This is a genomic window from Flavobacterium ginsenosidimutans (assembly GCF_037478105.1).
Classification (GTDB): Bacteria; Bacteroidota; Bacteroidia; order Flavobacteriales; family Flavobacteriaceae; genus Flavobacterium; species Flavobacterium ginsenosidimutans.
In genome coordinates, this window is sequence record NZ_CP147988.1 from 2275274 (window position 1) to 2296359 (window position 21086).

The 21086-nt window shown below is 36.9% G+C and carries 1 protein-coding gene; it reads left to right on the top strand.

From position 1 onward, the window contains the following. Positions 1-81: 81 nt before the first annotated feature. On the top strand, positions 82-21075 hold the full coding sequence (locus V6624_RS10125) for a T9SS type B sorting domain-containing protein (RefSeq protein WP_338841686.1): 20994 nt from the start codon (positions 82-84) through the stop codon (positions 21073-21075). The last annotated feature ends 11 nt before the right edge of the window (positions 21076-21086 follow it).

A 21086-nucleotide genomic window follows, 5' to 3' on the forward strand; every position in this document is an offset into this window, starting at 1 on the left:
AAATAAAATTTAAACAAAGAGCACAAGCTGTTTTTTAAATGCCCCTTTAAAAAACAGCAGTTAAATTGAAACCATAGAAACATGAAGAAACCTACTACTTTAAAATTAGTTTTAGCTGTATTACTTTGTATTCAAAGTTTTGTTATTTACGCTCAAAAGGATTTCACCCCTCGTTTTGATACGAGTTTAAAAGGAGATATGCTTTTGATTGGTAACAACATTTTGAATAGAAATAATAATAAGGATGGTGAGAGGCCAAATGATGCTTTTAATGCTACAAACCAAAACAACAATGACCTTACAATGGGATATATTGACGTCGATAATGACGCCAGTACTTTCAGTTCAAGTTCGGCTACATTGGCAGTTCCTAGTTCAAGCAGGGAGTGTTATAAAGTTGTTTATGCTGGGCTTTATTGGGCAGGTATTTACAGTAAAGGATCTGTTGATGATAAAACGGTTACTAGAAGTAATCTAGGATCGATTAAAGTTAAATTGCCTAATCAGACTGCTTATACTGATATTACAGGTCAGCTGATTTATGATTATTATCCTTCTACTTCAAACGGTGATCAAATGCCTTATGCATACTATTATGATTTGACATCATTAGTGCAAGGCTTAGCAAATCCAGAAGGTGAATATACTGTTGCGAATATTATTTCGGCTAGAGGTAAAATTAATGGAGGTTTTTCTGCAGGTTGGAATTTGTTTGTTGTTTATGAAGATCCAAAATCTTCTGCAAAATATATTACAACATTCGATGGTTTCAGATGGATACAGGCAAATAGTGGTGCTGTAACATATCCTATCTCAGGTTTTAAAACGATTCCTACAGGTACTGTAAAAGCAAAATTAGCTTTTGCGGCATTAGAGGGTGACGTTAACTTAACGGGTGATAAGTATTCTATTAATAATACAGATATTTCTACTACAGAGCGTTTAGTAAATAACTTCTTCAATAGTACAATCAATGATACTAATGGACCTTTTACAAATAGAAATCCTGCGAGTGGAAATACGTTAGGTTTTGAGGCAGGTATTTTAAATGTACCCAACCCGGCAACGACTGCAAATCCAGGAGGTAGTGTCATTAAAAATAATGATACTTCGGCTACGTTAAAACTTACCACAAGTGGTGATGGTTACGGATTGTTTTTTAATGCTTTTAACGTTGAGATTATTGAACCAAAAATTGTCTTAACCAAAATTGTAAAAGATGCGTTAGGAAATAATATTGGTGGACAAAATGTAACATTGGGCCAACAATTAAATTATGAAATTGGTTTTAAAAATACAGGTAATGATAACGCTACTTCATTTACCATTAGAGACGAACTGCCTATAAACATTATTTTCAATTATCCTGCAGATATTGTTTCTCTGCCAACCGGAGTAACTGTTCAAAGTTATAATGCGGCTACAAGAAATATTGTTTTTAAGGTAGATAATAGTGTAGTTAAAGTTGGTGATCCTGAAAAAGTAATTAGTTTCAAAGTTCAGGTTGTTCCAGATTGTAAAAGTTTGAGCGAGGCTTGTTCTAATAGTATTGACAACTCTGCGTATGCAACTTACAAAGGAACACAGAATACAGCTTTCACAATTTCTGATGACCCGAGTGTTAACACAAATACAGGATGTATCTTAGTTCCAAAAGCAACTAACTTTTTAGTTGGAGTTGACGGATGTAAGTATACAGACAATGTTACGCTTTGTGGTGATAGTATTAATTTGACTGCTGCAAGTGGTTATTCTGATTATACTTGGTTTAGTGATGAAGCACAAACACAACAAATAGGAAAAGGACAAACATTAAATGTAAAAAATCCTGGTACTTATTATGTGTACAATTTGGCAGCTGCTCCATGTAGATCAATTTATCAGTCATTTGTTGTAACGCGTTTTGGTACTACGGTAGAAAATCCTATAATACCTTTTGCTGATCAGGTTGTAACTTGTTCTAATGATGGAAAAAAATTACCTAACATTTTCTTATGTGGTGGTAATGCATCTAAACAAATTACATTAAGTATCTCGGATGCCACTAGTATCGTTTGGGAGAAATTAACTGAAGGAGGAGCTTGTCTTCCAGTTACAAACCAAAATTGTGCTAATGAAAGTGATGCTTGTAAAAATAATTGGTCAAGCGTAGGAAGTGGACCTAATTATTCAGCAAATCAAGCAGGACAATTTCGAGTAACATTAAATTATGCAGGAGGATGTTTCACTCGTTTCTACTTTAATGTATATACTAACTCTTTAACACCAACAGAAACTCATAAAGATATTATCTGTGGTGCACCAGGAAGTATTACTATTGGAGGAGTTCCTGCTGGATACGAATATGCAATAAGTACAGATCCTAATGGAACACTTAGTGCTTATCAAACTAGCAATGTATTTCCTATTACTTCTCCTAACTCATACACGGTTCATATTAGACAAGTTGGTGTAACAACTAATCCTTGTATTTTTACTGTTCCAAGTATTTTAATTAGAACGAGAGAATTAAACATTAGTACTTCGGTAACTCAACCAACATGTAGTACTGATAAAGGAAGTATAAAAGTTGGAGCTGAAAATATTGAGCCTCAGTATTACTATTATATTTATAATAGTGGAGGAACTTTAGTAAACAGTTTTGGCCCATCACAAAATTCAGATTATACTTTTGCAAATTTATCTTCAGGCGTTTACAGCGTAAGAGTAACGAATGGTGCTGTAGGATCTACTCCTGCACCGGCTTGTGATAAAACTGTACAAGTAACAGTAAATCCAGTTCCAGCTGGCTTGAATGTAACGGCAGCTTTAACTGTTCCGTTGACAGCTTGTTCTAACGGAAAAATTGTTGTAACAGCAACTGGAGGAACTGCTCCTTATTATTATTTTATAAACGGATCTACATCATTCCAAACAACAAATGATATTGATGTAGCAGCGGCTGGTAAATATGATATTAGAGTTGTTGACGCTAACAACTGTAGCGGTACAACATCTATCACAGTTACTGCAAATCCAAAACCAACTTATACTGTTACGGCTTCAGAAATTTATTGTAGTGGAGGCACTTCTCAAATTACTGTAAATGTAACCAATGCTAATGGCTATACTTTAGAATATAGTAAAGACAATGGCGCAACATTTAGCAGTAATCCAGTATTCTCTAACGTAGCAGCAGGTACTTATAATGTTGTAGTGAGATATACTATGGCAGGTACAACATGTACAGATCCAGCTACTTCAATAACAATTACAGCTCCAGCAAATTCTCTATCAGCATCAGCAGGTGTTGCTGAATTAGCAGGTTGTGATCCTTCTGGTAACGGATATGGTAAAGTACGTATTACTAATCCTCAAGGAGGAACTGCACCTTATACTTATAGCTTCGATGGAGGTAATACTTACATTACTTCAAATGAGGCATATGTTGCACCTGGAACATATACTCTTTATATCAAAGATGCTAAAGGCTGTATCTACAGCATGCCAGGTGTTATTTTAGATCCAAGACCAGCAGATCCAACAATAGCTGTTGGCGCTCCAGTTTATAATTGTAACGGTACAGCTACAAGTACAGTAACAGTTACAAGTGGTGGAGGTACAAATTATTCTTATGAATATTATTTAGATAATGTATTAAATACAAATACACCATCTAATGTTTTTGTGAATGTTCCTTCAGGGTCTCATACTATTTCAGTAAAATATAATTTAGTTTCTGTTCCAACTTATAGTAATTTATTACTTGAAGATTTTGGTTCAGGTGGAACTACAACTACTCCTGGTATTGCAGCAGCATATTGCTTCAATGACCAAAGAGTGAACCCTCCTTATACTTGTTCTTTAAATGGAACTCCAACACGTTCTGTAGAGGATAACCAATATTCTGTTACAAGTTTCTTCTGGAGAAATGACACTGCATGGTACCACTTTACAGACCATACTACAAATGGAGCCGATGCAAACGGAAGATATTTATTAGTAAATATTGGAGCAGCAGCTGGAAATTACGGAGTTTTATATAGTAAACCAATTGTTGATGTTATACCAAATCAGCCGGTAATGGTTGATTTATATGTTGCCAATTTATTAAATGCCGGTGTTACTGGTGCAGCTCCTATAGTTCGATTTGAATTAGTGAATTCTGCTGGACAGGTTGTAGCTACTCAAGATACAGGAAAAATTGCTGAAGCGGCAAATGATCCAAACAGAACTAAATGGGTTCCAATTAACATTTCGTTAAATCCAGGAAATAATACTAATCTAACATTTAGAATTCGTTCTGGAAGTATAGAATATGGCGGAAATGATATCGTTATTGATGATATCTGGGTTCGTCAAATTCCTAAATCATGTATTAGCCAAAAAGATTTCCCAATCGTAATTGATAGCAATAAAGCTTTCAGCGCGTCAATCACAGGATTTAAAAACCTTACTTGTGCTGGATCTAATAATGGAGAAATCACAATAGCGGCTCAGAATTTTAATCTTCCTTACGGTTTCGATTATTCATTAGATAATGGAGCTACATGGGTAAATTCTAAAGTTTCTCCAGTTACTGCTACTGGATTAACTAACAAAACATATGCTATCAAAGTTCGTTTTGATGCATCATCTTCAACTTGTACTTTCCCATTCTCTCAAGTAATTACTGCTCCTGCAGCATTGGCTGTTACAGCTCGTGTTACAGCTCAGCCTACTTGTTCGAATGGTGCTTCTATTACAGCTACTGTAACAGGAGGAACACCTAGTTACCAATACGAATTAAGAGGATCAAACGGAACTACAGTTGTAGTTCCATTCCAGACATCAAATGTCTTTACAAATGTTGCAACGGGAACGTATACAGTTGTAGTAAAAGATACAAATGCTTGTACTTCTCCAGCTTCAGCAACTGTTAACATTTCGTCTCCAACTGTACCAACAGCTACATTGGCGGCAAGTTCTGATTTATGTTACGATTCAACTAATCAGTCAACTCTTGTTGTTACTGCTACAGGTACTGGAACATTAACTTATAGTTTAGATGGTGGTGCGGCGCAAACTTCTAATAGATTTACAAATGTTGGTCCTGGTACACACAATGTTGTAGTAACTGACAGCAATAATTGTACTGCTACGATAAGCAATATTGTAATTGCGCCAGAATTGCAAGCTACTGCAGCGGTTACTAAAGTAATAGATTGTACAAGTTCTCCAAATGCTCAAATTACGGTTACAATTACAGGAGGAACAAGTGCTTTCACATATAAAGTGAAGAGAAATGGGAATTATGGTTCTCCAAATAATGTAACAGGTAATTCATTTGTTTATACAGCAACAAATACAGGTACATATACTTTTGAAATTACAGATTCTAAAGGATGTGTTACAACTACAAGTGCTACAATTAGCGCTCGTTCAAACCCTACTGTAACAGCAACTAAAGTTGATGCTACATGTAATGGTGCTTCAACAGGTTCTGTAGAATTAACTGCTGTTGGTGGATCAGGGACTTATACATATTTGTTCTACAATAGTACAACTATACCAGTTCCAACTACATATACTACTCAAACAAGTTACACAGGTTTAGCTGCTGGAACTTACAATTATAGAGTTATGGATAGTGGTACATGTACTTCTGCAGTTGGAAGTATTACTATTAGCCAACCTACAACATTAACAGCTACTGCATCTGCGACGGCATTTTCTTGTAATTCATCAAATGTTAAGCAATCTGCAACTGTTACTATTGCAGTTCCTACAACAGGAACATCTCCTTATCAATATAGTTTTGACGGTGGAACAACTTTTACAAGTACACGTACATTAACGGTTACTGATAATGGAACAAATCAGACGATTTCTTACGTAGTTAGTGATGCTCAGGGTTGTAAAACTCCTGTTCAAACTATTACAATAAATAGATTAAATCCTCCTACTGATATTACATTTAGCGCAAATGCAGTAACATGTACAGCTACAACAACGACTGTTACAGCAACTGCTACAAATGGAGTAGGAACATTAACATACGCAATTACATCACCAACTGCTTCTGTAGCTACTAATACTACTGGAGTGTTTTCAGGATTAGCAGCTGGAACTTATAATTTCAGAGTTACAGATGCAAATGGATGTTATTTCGAAAAACCATATACAATTAATGCAGTAACTCCTATTGCAGTAGTTGGAAATAAAACAAGCGACGCTCTTTGTAAAGGAGGAGCAACTGGATCTGGTACTTATACAGTATCTGGAAATGCGACAGCAGGTGCTTACACATTTACATTAACTGCAGGAACATTAGGATCAGGTACGCTTACTAAATCAGGAAACACATTAACATTATCTAATGTTGTTGCTGGAACATATACTGTTAGAATAACAGATTCTGCAACAGGTTGTACTGCTACAGCAAGTATTGTTATTGGAGAGCCTGCAAATGCTGTAACATTTACAGCTGTTGCAAGCAATGTTAATTGTAACAATGATAATTCACAAATTACTGTTACTGCAACTGGTGGTACACCAAATTACACATACGCAGCGGTAAAATCTGGAGCAACAGCTCCAACAGTTTACGATGCAAGTAATGTAGTTACTGTAGATACTAATTCTGGTGCAGATTTAGTTTGGGATGTTTATGTAAAAGACACTAACGGATGTATTGCTAAAAATGCCGTTACTGTTGCTAAAGATAATCTTCCAACGGTTACAGCTACAAACGGAAATCAATGTTCGGCTTCTGGAAATTCATTTACTATTACAGCAACAGGAACAGGTTTAGCTCCTTTAATGTATAGTATTGATGGAACTTCTTTCCAGACTTCAAATGTATTTAATGTTCCAGCTGGAACTTACACTGTAACAGTAAGAGACAAAAATAACTGTACAGCTACTACAGCTACAGCACTTACTATTTACCCACAGTTGACTACTGTAGGTGGTGTTACAAAAGAATTAGATTGTACTTCTACTCCAAATGCAACTATTACAGTTACAATTACAGGAGGTAGAGCACCATATACTTATACAACGAAAAAAGGATCTGGTACTGCAAGCGCTCCAAGTGCTTCAATTGCTGGTCCAACATTTACTTATTCAGTTACTCCTGCAAATGCAGATACTTATACTTTCGTAGTGACAGATGCTAACGGATGTCAAAGTACAGCAGTAACAAAAGTAGATCCTATTACAAATCCAACTGTTACAGCGGTTCAAACAAATGCTAGCTGTAATGGAGCTTCAGACGGATCTGTTACTTTAACAGGTGCAGGTGGATCTGGAGGATTTACTTATAGCAACAATGCTACAACAGGTTTCACAGCTGATCCAACATTTGCAGGATTAGCAGCTGGTTCTTATACCTTCTATGTTAAAGATAGCAAAGGATGTACAGGTTCAGTGGCTGTGACTATTACTCAGCCAGCTACTTTAGCGGCTACAATTGCTACAGTGCCATTCTCTTGTAACACTTCAAACGGAAAAGTGGCAGGAACAGTTACAATTAATGTTACTGCAGGAACAGGTACTGCACCATATGAATACAGTTTCAATGGAAGCGGTTATAGTTCAAATAATGTATTAACATTAAATGACAACGGAGCTGATCAAGCATTTACATACGCAGTTAGAGATGCAAAAGGATGTCCTGTAACAGGTTCTGGAACTTTATTAAAATTAAATCCTCCAACAGATTTAACTTTTGCTTCTCCAGCAGTAACATGTACTGCAACTACAACAACTGTTACTTTAACAGCTGTAAACGGAGTTGGTACATTACAATATGAAACAATTGCTCCGTCTACTGCAATTATTGTAAAACAATCATCAAATGCTTTCGCAAATCTTGCTCCTGGATCTTACACTTTCAGAGTAACAGATGCAAACGGATGTTATTATACAGAGCCTTATGTTGTAAGTCCAGTAACACCTATTACAGTTGTTGGAAATAAAACAAGCGACGCTCTTTGTAAAGGAGGCGCTACAGGATCTGGTACTTATACAGTATCTGGAAATGCTACAGTGGGTGCTTATACATTCACTTTAACAGCAGGAACATTAGGATCAGGTACGCTTACAAAATCAGGAAACACACTGACATTATCTAATGTTGCTACAGGAACATATACAGTTCAAGTAACAGATACTGCAACAGGTTGTACAAACACAGCAAGCATCACTATTGATGAGCCAGCTGTAGCTTTATCTGCAACAGCAGTTTCTACAAATGTAAATTGTAATAATGATAATGCGCAAATCACGGTTACTGCCGCAGGTGGTACACCAAATTATACTTACGCTTACGCGCAAAGCCCATCAACTGTTCCAACATCTGCATATGTAAATAGTAATGTATTGACAGTTGATACAAATTCTGGAGCTAATTTAGGTTGGGATGTTTATGTAAAAGATGCAAATGGTTGTACAACTAAAACTTCTGTTACAGTAGTTGTAGATGCATTGCCAGCAATTACTAACGTAACAGTAAACAACCAATGTGCAGGTTCAGGAAGTACATTTACTATTACAGCAACAGCGACTGGTCTTGCTCCATTATCTTATGGAATTAACGGCCCAACTGGTGCTTTCCAAGCAAGTAATACATTTACAGTTGCTGCAGGAACTTACACAGTTTATGTGAAAGATAAAAACAACTGTATCGTAGCTGCTACAACAGCAACAACAGTTTATCCTCAATTAACAGCAGCTGGTACAGTTAGTAAAGAATTAGATTGTACTTCTACTCCAAATGCAACTATTACAGTTACAATTACAGGAGGTAGAGCACCATATACTTATACAACGAAAAAAGGATCTGGTACTCCAAGTGCAGCAAGCGCTCCAATTTCAGGCCCTACATTTACTTATTCAGTTACTCCTGCTAATGCAGATACTTATACATTTGTAATTACAGATGCTAACGGATGTCAAAAAACAGCTGTAGTTACAGTTGATCCAATTACAAATCCAACTGTTACAGCGGTTCAAACAAACGCTAGCTGTAATGGAGCTTCAGATGGATCAGTTACTTTAACAGGTGCTGGCGGATCTGGCGGATTTACTTATAGCAACAATGCTACAACAGGTTTCACAGCTAGTCCAACATTTGCAGGATTAGCAGCTGGTTCTTATACATTCTATGTTAAAGATAGCAAAGGATGTACAGGTTCAGTGGCTGTGACTATTACTCAGCCAGCTACTTTAGTAGCTACAATTGCTACAGTGCCATTCTCTTGTAACACTTCAAACGGAAAAGTGGCAGGAACAGTTACGATCAATGTAACTGCAGGAACTGGTACTGCACCATATCAATACAGCTTCAACGGAAGTGGTTATAGCTCAAATAATGTATTAACATTAAATGACAACGGAACGGATCAAGCATTTACATACGCAGTTAGAGATGCAAAAGGATGTCCTGTAACAGGTTCTGGAACTTTATTAAAATTAAATCCTCCAACAGATTTAACTTTTGCTTCTCCAGCAGTAACATGTACTGCAACTACAACAACTGTTACTTTAACAGCTGTAAACGGAGTAGGTGGATTACAATATGAAACAATTGCTCCGTCTCCAGTAATTATTGCAAAACAAACATCAAATGCTTTCGCAAATCTTGCTCCTGGAACTTACATGTTTAAAGTTACAGACGCAAACGGATGTTATTATACAGAATCATATACTGTTAAGCCAGTAACACCAATTACTCTTACAGCTAATAAATTAAGCGATGTATTATGTAATGGTGGTAACACAGGATCTATCAGATTAAATGTTGCTGGTTTTGGTTCTACTTATTCTTATACAGTTAATGGTGGAACACCTGTAACAGCTGTTAATACTGCTACAGTTACATTATCAAACTTAACTGCTGGTACTTATGCAATCGTAGTAACTGATGAAGTTACAGGTTGTACAGCTCCGGCTTCAATTACAATCAACGAGCCAGCAGCGGCTTTAGCAGCAACATACGCTACTGTAAATGCTAACTGTTTTGTTGGTACTTCTGAAGTTACAGTTACTGCAACTGGAGGAACACCAGTTTACAGATATTCATTTGTACAAGACGGTGCTGCAGTTGGAACATATTCAAATAATAATAAAGCAAACTTAGATCCAGCGGTTAACTTAAACTGGGATGTTTATATTATTGATGCAAATAATTGTACATTCAAATTAGATGTTACAATTGCAAGAGATGCTGTTCCTACAGTTACAGCTTCTGCTACAGGTCAGTGTTTTGGTGTAGGTAGCTACACTATTACTGCTACACCAGGAGCAGGTCTTGTTGCGCCTTTATCTTATAGCATAAATAACGGTGCATCTTATCAGGCAGGTAATACTTTTGTAATTACTACACCTGGAAATTACACAGTAAGAATTAAAGATGGTAACGGATGTACTGCAAATAGTAATGTCGTTATCGTTGATACTAAATTGACACTTTCAGCAGTGTTGAATAAAGATATAACTTGTAGCGCACCAACTGCAGCTCAAGTTACTCTAACTGCTGGTGGAGGAAATGGAACATATACTTACACTAGTTCTCCAAATACAGGAACTTTCGCAGGAAATGTATTTACAACAAATACAGCAGGAACTTACACATTTACTGTTACTGATGGAAATGGTTGTCCAGCAACTGCTACCGTTGTTATAACAGCTCCAGTATTTCCAGATATTACTGGTGTAACACAAACTCAGGTTATTAGCTGTAATGGAGATAATTCGGGAGCAATTTCTATTGCTATTGACAATTCAAAAGGACAAGCTCCATTTGTATATACTGTTTTAAATACAACTACAGGCGTTGATTACGGACAACAAACTTCTGGATTAGCAGCTGGTGATTATGTAATTACAATTACTGATGCAAAAGGATGTACTGATACATTCCCAATAACAATCACCCAACCTGATCCTATTGTAATTGATTACGCAACAACACCTTTAAGATGTAATGGTTCTGGAATTACTCAAGGAACAATTACTATTAATTCAGTAGTGGGAGGAACACCTCTTTATGATTATTATGTAACAGGAATCAACAATTATAATAAATCAATTACAGGACAATCAGGAGGAAGTGCTGTTTTTGAAGTAGTTGATTTTGGATTATACCAAATTAGAGTTGTAGATCAAAATGGATGTACAGCACAAATTTCAAATGTATTGATTGCTGCTCCAGTTAATGAACTTGATATTCAAGTTGATGTAACTGCAAATTGTGCGGGTGGTCAAGCAACAGTTCGTATTTTATCTGCTTTCGCAGGAAATGGTCCATTCCATTTTAACATCTATAATGGTCCTGGTCAAGTTTGGACTGCTGATGGTGTTGGTGGATGGCAGGGAGAAATTCCAGCGAACAGTAAAACAACTACTTTTACAGGACTTACTCCTGGAAAAACATATTCATTCATTGTTTATGATGAAGATACTCGTTGTTATTATTTCCAATCATCTAACGGACCAATTCCAACTAGTTCAACTTTAGTACTTGATACTTTTGTTCCTAGAAACATTACGTGTACAGGTGCAAATGATGGGAACGTAAGTTTTACAGTTAGAAACACTTATGCAACATCAGTAGATATTTCTTATGATATTATTAATGCATTTACAAATGTTTCAACTGGAAATACAGGTACAAGAACAATAGCAGCTGGAGGATCTGCAGTTATTAATTTAGCTGCTGCTACACCACTACCTGTTGGAAGTTACTATGTATTGGTAAGTGAAACTTCTGGAAGTAATGTAGGATGTGGAATTTCTTCTGCAAACTTTAACATTGAAGAGTCTCCAGTTGAATTGTCAGTTACAGCTTCAGTTTCTAAAAAGGCAAACTGTAATGCGAATTCAGGAATTATTACAGCTGTAGCTAAAGACGGTACAGGCCCATACACTTATTTATTATTATTAGATACAGATCCTGCACCTACAGCATTAACTGCTGGATGGGCTTCTGCTAATACATTTAACAGAAATGCTGGAAACTATGTTGCCTATGCAAAAGATGCTTATGGTTGTATTAAGTCTGCTGCAGTTACATTGGATAAATATACAGACCCAACGATTACTGCTCCAGCAGAAATTTGTTACGATGGTAATCCATTTATAATAACTGTTGGTGGAAATGTAGATCTTACTATTGGTGGAGCTGCTACTTACAGTGTAAATGGAAGCACTTTCCAAACAAGCCCTGACTTTACGTATAATGCTCCAGGTACTTATACTTTAGTTATTAAAGATGGTAATGGCTGTACTGCAACCACTACTTACGAAGTTAAACCACAGTTACAGTTAAGTGTGGAATTAACAAAAGAATTGGATTGTACAGCGAGTCCAGCTGCACAAATTACTTTAACTGCTACAGGAGGCTACAATACAAATTATACTTATGAGTATTCTACAAATGGTGGAGGAAGTTATATTACTATGACATCAAATGTGCTTACAACAAGTGTATTAGGAAATTATATTTTCAGAGTAAGCGATGATAAATTGCCAACAGCTTGTCAAGCTACTGCAACATTTACATTAGACCCTCTTCCAAATACTGTGTTTACAACTGCTCAGACACATGTAAGCTGTAATTTAGGTACAGACGGAACAATTACTGTAAATGTAACTTCAGGAGTTGGTCCTTACCAATACCAATTAAATGGAGGAACATTCCAAACATCAAATGTATTTACTGGATTATCTGCGGGTACTTCATACATTATTACTGTTAGAGATGCTAAATCTTGTATTTTCCCAAGTGCAGCAATTACAATAACTCAACCAACAGCTTTATCTGCTAGTTCTACGATTACAACAGCATTAGTTTGTAATACAGGAAATGTGCCAAGTAAAGCGGTTGTAACTGTTACAGGTGTGGACGGAACTTCTCCATACTTATACAGTTTTGATAATGGAACGACTTATACAAGTTCAAATACATTTGAAACTTACGTAGGTACAACATTTGATGTTTTAGTAAAAGATGCTAAAGGATGTATCTATACTTTAGTAGACGGAGTTGATGTTCCGGCATTAAATCCACCTACAATAACAACTATCACAGGTACGCCAGTTTATTGTGCACCTGCTGCTAATACAACAAGTACAGTTACTGTTACCGCTACAAATGGAGTTGGTTCATTAACGTACACGATCTTATCTCCTGCAAGTGCAACTTCAAATGTTTCTGGTGCAGCTTCAGGTATATTCACGATGTTAGCTCCTGCTACTTATTTATTTGAAGTAACAGACGCAAACGGATGTAAAGATCAAAAATCATATACTGTTGATCCAGTAACAAACATTACAATTGCTGGACAATTAGTAAGCAATGTGGTTTGTAACGGAGAATCAAACGGTGCTGTGAAATTCACAGTTGCTAATTACGGAACAAGCTATACAGCTGCCTTAACAGCAGGTACAGGTACACTTGTTCAGACAGGAAATACTGTTGATGTTACAGGTCTTGTTCCTGGAACTTATACAGTAACAGTTACAGATAATACTACAGGATGTACGGCATTTGCTTCTGTAACAGTTGCTCAACCAACAGCGTTAGTTCTTAATCCAGTAACTAACATAAATGCAAACTGTAATTTTGGTGCAAAAGTTTCAGTTGCTGCTGCAGGCGGAACTCCAAATTACAAATACCAATTTGTTGAGGATGGAGTTACACCAGATCCAGCAGATTACGGTACTGCTTCAAATGCAGTATTAGATCCAACAGTAAATACTCAGTGGGATGCTTATGTAATTGATGCTAACGGATGTGAAACTAAATTGGATATCACAATTGATACTGATCCACTTCCAGCTATTGATTTGACAGCATCAGTTTATTGCTACTCAGGCGGGCCAGTTCCAATCACTATTTCAGGATCGGGTGTTGCACCTCTAATGTATAGTATTGGTAACGGATACCAGTCTAGCCCTAACTTTGTATTGAATGCGCCAGGCAACTATAAATTCTATGTTAAAGACGCAAACGGATGTATCGTTGAAGCTCCGTATACATTAAACCAAGAGTTGTTATTACAAGCTACTTTAACACAAGATTTAACTTGTGCAGGATCAGCTACGATTACATTCTTAGCAACTCAAGGAACAAATTCTTACACAGGAGGATATGAAGTTGACTATAACGGTGGAGGATATAATCCTGTAACGTCACCTTACACTGCAATTGCAGCTGGAACTTACACTTTCAGAGTAACAGACAGTCAAGGATGTCAGGCAGTATCTATTCCAGTAGTAGTTACACCAACAACAACTCCAACGGCAACATTCACACAAACAAATGTGAGCTGTATTGGAGGAAATGATGGAAGCATTATCGTTACTGCTGCAGATGGTATTTTACCATACCAATACAGAATTAACGGAGGTACTTACCAAAGCTCAAACATATTTACAGGCTTAATAGCTGGAACTTATAATATTGAGATTCGTGACGCTAAACAATGTACGTCAGTAATTGTAACAGCTACGATTACTCAACCAACAGCTCTTGCAGCTACAGGTGTATTGACACAAAGCTTAACATGCGGAACAGGAAATGCTACTCAACCAGCAATTGTTACAGTAAATGTGACTGCAGGAACAGGAACATCTCCTTACCAATATAGCTTCAATGGAGGAACAAACTACAGTGGAACAAATACATTCACTACTTACAACTCAGGAACAGTTACAGCATACGTAAAAGATGCTAACAACTGTATCATTGCGGTGCCAGTTGATGTAATTGTACCTGCATTGAACCCTCCAACAGATATGGACATTACTGGTACACCAGTTTATTGTTCACCTATTGCTAGAACAACAAGTACTGTGACTATTAATAGTGTAACAAATGGAATTGGAGGACTTCAATATGAGATTCTTTCTCCAGTTGCTGTGGCTAAACAAAATTCTAATGTGTTTGCAGGTTTAGCGCCAGATACTTACTTGTTCCAAGTAACAGATGCAAACGGTTGTACTTATAAAGAATCATATACAGTACTTCCAGTGACAAACATTACAATTGCAGGACAATTAGTAAGCAATGTTGTTTGTAACGGAGAATCAAACGGTGCTGTGAAATTCACAGTTGCTAATTATGGAACAAGCTACACAGCTGCATTAACAGCAGGTACAGGTACACTTGTTCAAACAGGAAATACTGTTGATGTTACAGGTCTTGTTCCTGGAACTTATACAGTAAGAGTAGTAGACAATACAACGGGATGTATAGCAACTGCTTCTATAACAGTTACGCAACCAACAGCATTAGTTCTTAATCCAGTAACAAACGTAAATGCAAACTGTAATTTTGGAGCGAAAGTTTCAGTTGCTGCTGCAGGCGGAACTCCAAATTACAAATACCAATTTGTTGAGGATGGAGTTACACCAAATCCATTAGATTACGATACTGCTTCAAATGCAGTACTAGATCCAAATACAAATACTCAGTGGGATGCTTATGTAATTGATGCTAACGGATGTGTTGCTAAATTGGATATCACAATTGATACTGATCCGCGTCCAACAATCAATTCATCAGCTGGATTGTATTGCTACGCAGGAGCTCCAGTTCCAATTACTATTACAGGAACAGGTGTTACGCCTTTTACTTATAGTATTGGTAACGGATACCAATCTAGTCCTAACTTTGTATTGAATGCGCCAGGTAACTATAAATTCTATATTAAAGACGCAAACGGATGTATTGTTGAGTCTCCTTACACTTTACGTCAAGAATTGTTATTACAAGCTATTTTAACACAAGATTTAACTTGTGCAGGATCAGCTACGATTACATTATTGGCAACTCAAGGAACTTTAACTTACGCTGGTTTCGAGGTTGATTATAACGGAGGAGGATATTTCCCTGCAACATCACCTTACACTGCAACTGCAGCTGGAACTTACACTTTCAGAGTAACAGACAGTCAAGGATGTCAGGCAGTATCTATTCCAGTAATAGTTACACCAACAACAACTCCATCAGCAACATTCACACAAACAAATGTGAGCTGTATTGGAGGAAACAATGGAAGCATTATCGTTACAGCTGCTAATGGTATTTTACCATACCAATACAGAATTAACGGAGGTACTTACCAAAGTTCAAATATCTTTACAGGCTTAACAGCAGGAACTTATAACATTGAGGTTCGCGATGCGAAACAATGTACGTCAGTAATTGTAACAGCTACGATTACTCAGCCATTGGCTCTTGCAGCGACAGCGGTATTGACACAAAGCTTAACATGTGGAACAGGAAATGCTACTCAACCAGCAGTTGTTACAGTAAATGTAACTACAGGAACAGGAACAGCTCCTTACCAATATAGCTTCAACGGAGGAGCAAATTACAGTGCAACAAATACGTTCACTACTTATAACTCAGGAACAGTTACAGCTTACGTAAAAGATGCTAACAACTGTATCATTGCAGTACCAGTTAGTGTAACTATCCCTGCATTGAATCCTCCAACGATTAGTACAATTAACGGAACCGATATTTATTGTGCTCCGACAGCTAATACAACTAGTACAGTAACTGTAAATGTTACAAACGGAGTTGGTCCATTGCATTTCGAGATTCTTTCTCCAGCAAGTGCAATAACAAATACTTCGGGAGCTGCTAGTGGTGTGTTTACATTACTTGATGCAGGTACATACTTATTCCAAGTAACAGATGCTAACGGATGTAAAGACCAAGAATATTACACTGTTAAACCATTAGTTAACATTACAATTGCTGGTCAATTAGTTAATGATGTTAGCTGTAATGGCGGTGCAAATGGTTCTGTGAAATTTGACGTGAATAATTTTGGTACAACATATACTGCTGCATTAATCGGTGGTCCAACTACTGGAACTATTACACAAGTAGGAAAAGTTGTAACTTTAACTAATTTACCAATCGGTAATTATACAATTGAAGTTACAGATCAAGTAACAAACTGTAAAGCTAGTGCTTCAGTAACTGTTGGTCAACCATCAGTATTAGCATTAACTGAAACAGTAAATGTTCATGCAAATTGTAATTCAGGTGCAAAAGTAAGCGTAACTGCTGCAGGTGGAACTCCAAATTACAGATATGCATTTATCGCAGGAACTGGAACTCCAACAGCTGCTGATTATTCTAATAACAATAATGTGATATTAGATCCAGCAGTAAATACAGCTTGGAGAGCTTATGTTATCGATTCTAATAATTGTGAAACATTTATTCCAATTACAATTGTGATGGATCCATTGCCAAGTGCAATTACTGCTAACGTGACAAGCCAATGTCCAACAGCAGCAGGTGAATATACATTTACTGTTAGCGTTGGTTCAGGTGTTGCACCTTATGAGTATAGCATCGGAAGCGGATTCCAATCTAGCCCAACATTTACAGTAAATAAAGCAGGAACTTACGATATTACTGTAAGAGATGCGAATGCGTGTACAGCAACTGCGACAGCAGCTGTGACTATTTCACCAGCATTACAACTTAATACTGTTGTAAATGCGCTTCCAAGCTGTACATTAAATAATGGTAGGATTACAGCAACTGCTTCAGGTGGTTCTGCAACAGCAAATTATAGATATACTTTAGATGGTGGTGTTTCTGTAAATACTACACCAGCAGTATTCAATAATGTTGCTCCAGGTACACACATTGTAAGAGTAAGAGACGTTGTTACAGGATGTGCATTCCAAGTAACAGTTGAAATTGCTCCAGCAACAGTGATAACAGGACTTGCATTACAAGGAACTAATGTTTCTTGTAAAGGTGGATCAGATGCGTCAATCACTGCTACTTTAGATCCAAGCAGTGCAGGTGTAAATGATAATCCAGTTTACACTTATACATTAACAGGTACGACTGCTTTAGGTGTTGCGGTAAACAGACCAGCTCAAACACTTAATGTATTCGAAAACCTTCAAGCGGGAGATTATACAGTGACTGTAACATCTGGAAGAGGTTGTGAAGATTCTGAAGATATCAGAATTATCGAAAACCCAGTAATTACAGTAGCAGCTCCAATTATTGCACAATACGGTTGCGCAACTGGAACAAATACATCAGCTTATGCTACGATTACTGTAGCTACAGTAACAGGTGGTTCAGGAAACTTTGTAATCTACGAGTTCTTGAAAAACGGTGTAGTAGTTCAAAAAGGTGCTGAAAACGTATATACTGAAGCTGATTTCTTAGGAGGAAGCTATACTGTAAACGTTTACGATGACAATGGATGTATGGGAACTACTGCTGCAACATCAGTTATTACTCCATTTATTAGTTTAGACGCTGTAAATGTAAATGTAGATACAGCTGTAACTTGTACTTCTAACGAAGATATCACAGTTACTGTTACATCAACAGGTGGTACTCCAGTACTTCTTAACTATACAGTTACAGGTACAAATGGAAATACATTCACTCAAACAAATACAAGTGGTGTATTCACAGGATTAACAATAGGAGAGTATCTAATTACAGTTAATAACCCAGCGACAGGTTGTTCAATTCAATCAGTACATTATGTTAATAATCCTAATACTTTCGATATTAAAGCAGTAACAGTAAACGGACAAATTTGTTACGGTGCTGCTAACGGAAGCGTTGATTTAACTTTTGTTGATAATCAATTGAACCCAACAAATGATGCAGGTGCATTCAACTATGTAATTACTGGTCCAGTTCCAAGTAATGGAACAACAACAAATGCAGGTCCACTTAGAATTTCTAATTTAACTGCAGGTCAGTACACAGTTACTGCAACATTGGTTAACAATCCATTCTGTACTGTAACTACTCTGTTTACAATAGAGCAGCCAGCAGTAGAGTTAGAATTGACAACTACTAAATCAGATATTACTTGTGCTGCAGGTAATAGTGACGGTGAAATCTCAGCATCTGCTGCAGGTGGTTGGGATAATAAATACGAATATCAATTGGTATTGAACGGAACAATCTTAGTAGATTACTCTCAACAATCTGTATTCCCTGGATTATCTGCAGGAACTTATACAATCAATGTTAGAGATAATGTAGGATGTATTGATACAGCAACAGAAGTATTAGTTGTTCCTGCTCCAATTGTGATTAATGCAACAGCAAGTGCAACAATGTTAACTTGTTACGGAGATAAATCTGCTGTAATTACTGTAGATCCTCCAACAGGCGGACAAGGAAGTAACTACATGTATACTTTAAATATTGAATCAGCTAATCCAGTAATTTCTTCTGGACCACAAACTAGTCCAATTTTCACAGGATTAGGAGCTGGAACATATAGTATAACAGTTACAGACGGATTCAGTTGTTCAGCAACATCAACAAATATTGTAATCAGTGAACCAACAGAGGTAGTTCCAAGTTTAGTTGAAGCAACTTCACAAACTTGTTTAACTCAAGCAACATTAACATTAAGCGCAGTAGGTGGAACAGCTCCATATACTTATAGTACAGATGCTAATTTTGCAACAACAATAGGTTCATTCGCTTCATCAGTTACTTTCCCAGTTGCTGTTGGTAAATACAGCTACTATGTGAAAGATGCTGCTGGATGTGTTGGAATTGTTTCAAATGAAATCGCGATCGACGCATTAGAGCCACTTGATATTGATGTGGATGTTACAAATGCAGTTGTAAAATGTACAGGAGAAGCAACAGGAGTTATTGTAGCTGAAGCTAAAGGTGGATTAGGAAACTATGTTTACACTTTAGAAAATACAGCAGGTGTTATCGTTCAAGGTCCACAAGCAAGCGGTACATTCGATAACTTAGTAATTGGAGATTACGTTGTAAAAGTAGTAAGTGGAGATTGTAACGATGCGTCAGCAACAATTACAATCAATGAACCGCCAGTTGCTTTACAAGCTAGTTTCGATGCAACGAATGTTTCATGTTTCGGTGAAAACAATGGTAAAATTGTTATTACAGCAACAGGAGGAACAGGAGTTATCAAGTATGCGATTTCACCAGACTTAAATCAGTTTGATTCTAAATCAACATACGATAGACTTGCTCCAGGAACTTATATCGTAATTGCTCAAGATGAAAATGGATGTTATGTAAGAGCAGATATTGAAATTACACAGCCTAATCCAGTTATTATAACTGAAGTTCCAAACTCTATGATTCCTGAAGTTTGTGACGGAGACAAAGACGGTGCATTCAGTATTGAAGTTAAAGGTGGTACATTACCATACAGCGTAAGTTTAGATAATGAAAATGGACCATTTACAGTAGGTGGAGCAACTCAGACAATATTTGATTTCACAAATCTTGCTGGTGGAACACATACAGTTTATGTGAAAGATGCAGAAGGATGTACAGTTCAGTTTGTAGAAAACATGCCAAGTGCAGTAATTCTAAACCCAACGGCTGAAGTAACTTATGACTGTGTGAACAATGCTCAAGCTAATATGGTAGTAGTAACAATTGATGCTTCAATTACAAATCCAGCTGATGTTGATTACTCACTTGACAATAATGGAACATTCCAACCAAGTAATGTCTTTACAAATGTTGCTCCAGGAAGCCACTTCATTGTAGCAAGACATACTAACGGATGTGAAGTGCCAACTGCAATTTTTGATGTGAACGCAGTTGACCCAGTAAGTTTAATTGATGTAACTAATCAAAGTAAAGACATCAACATGATCGTAGTGAAAGCTTCTGGTGGTGTTGCTCCTTACGAGTATAGTTTCAATGGTGAATCATTCTCTTCATCTAACACTTATAGAATCTACAAAACAGGTATTTATAAAGTGATCGTGAGAGACAAAAATGGTTGTGAGGCAACAATCGATGTTAATGGAATATTCTATGACTTCTGCTTGCCAAACTTCTTTACACCAAATGGTGACGGACAAAATGATACAATTGGTCCAGATTGTGGTGCATTAGCATACAAAGAACTAACGTTCGATATTTATGACAGATATGGTAGAGTAGTAGCGAAATACCATGTAGGTGAAAAATGGGACGGTAGATACCATGGAGACGAATTGCCAACAGGTGATTACTGGTACGTTCTTAAACTAAATGATCCGAAAGATCCTAGAGAGTTTGTTGGACATTTCACATTATACAGATAACAAAATTATAG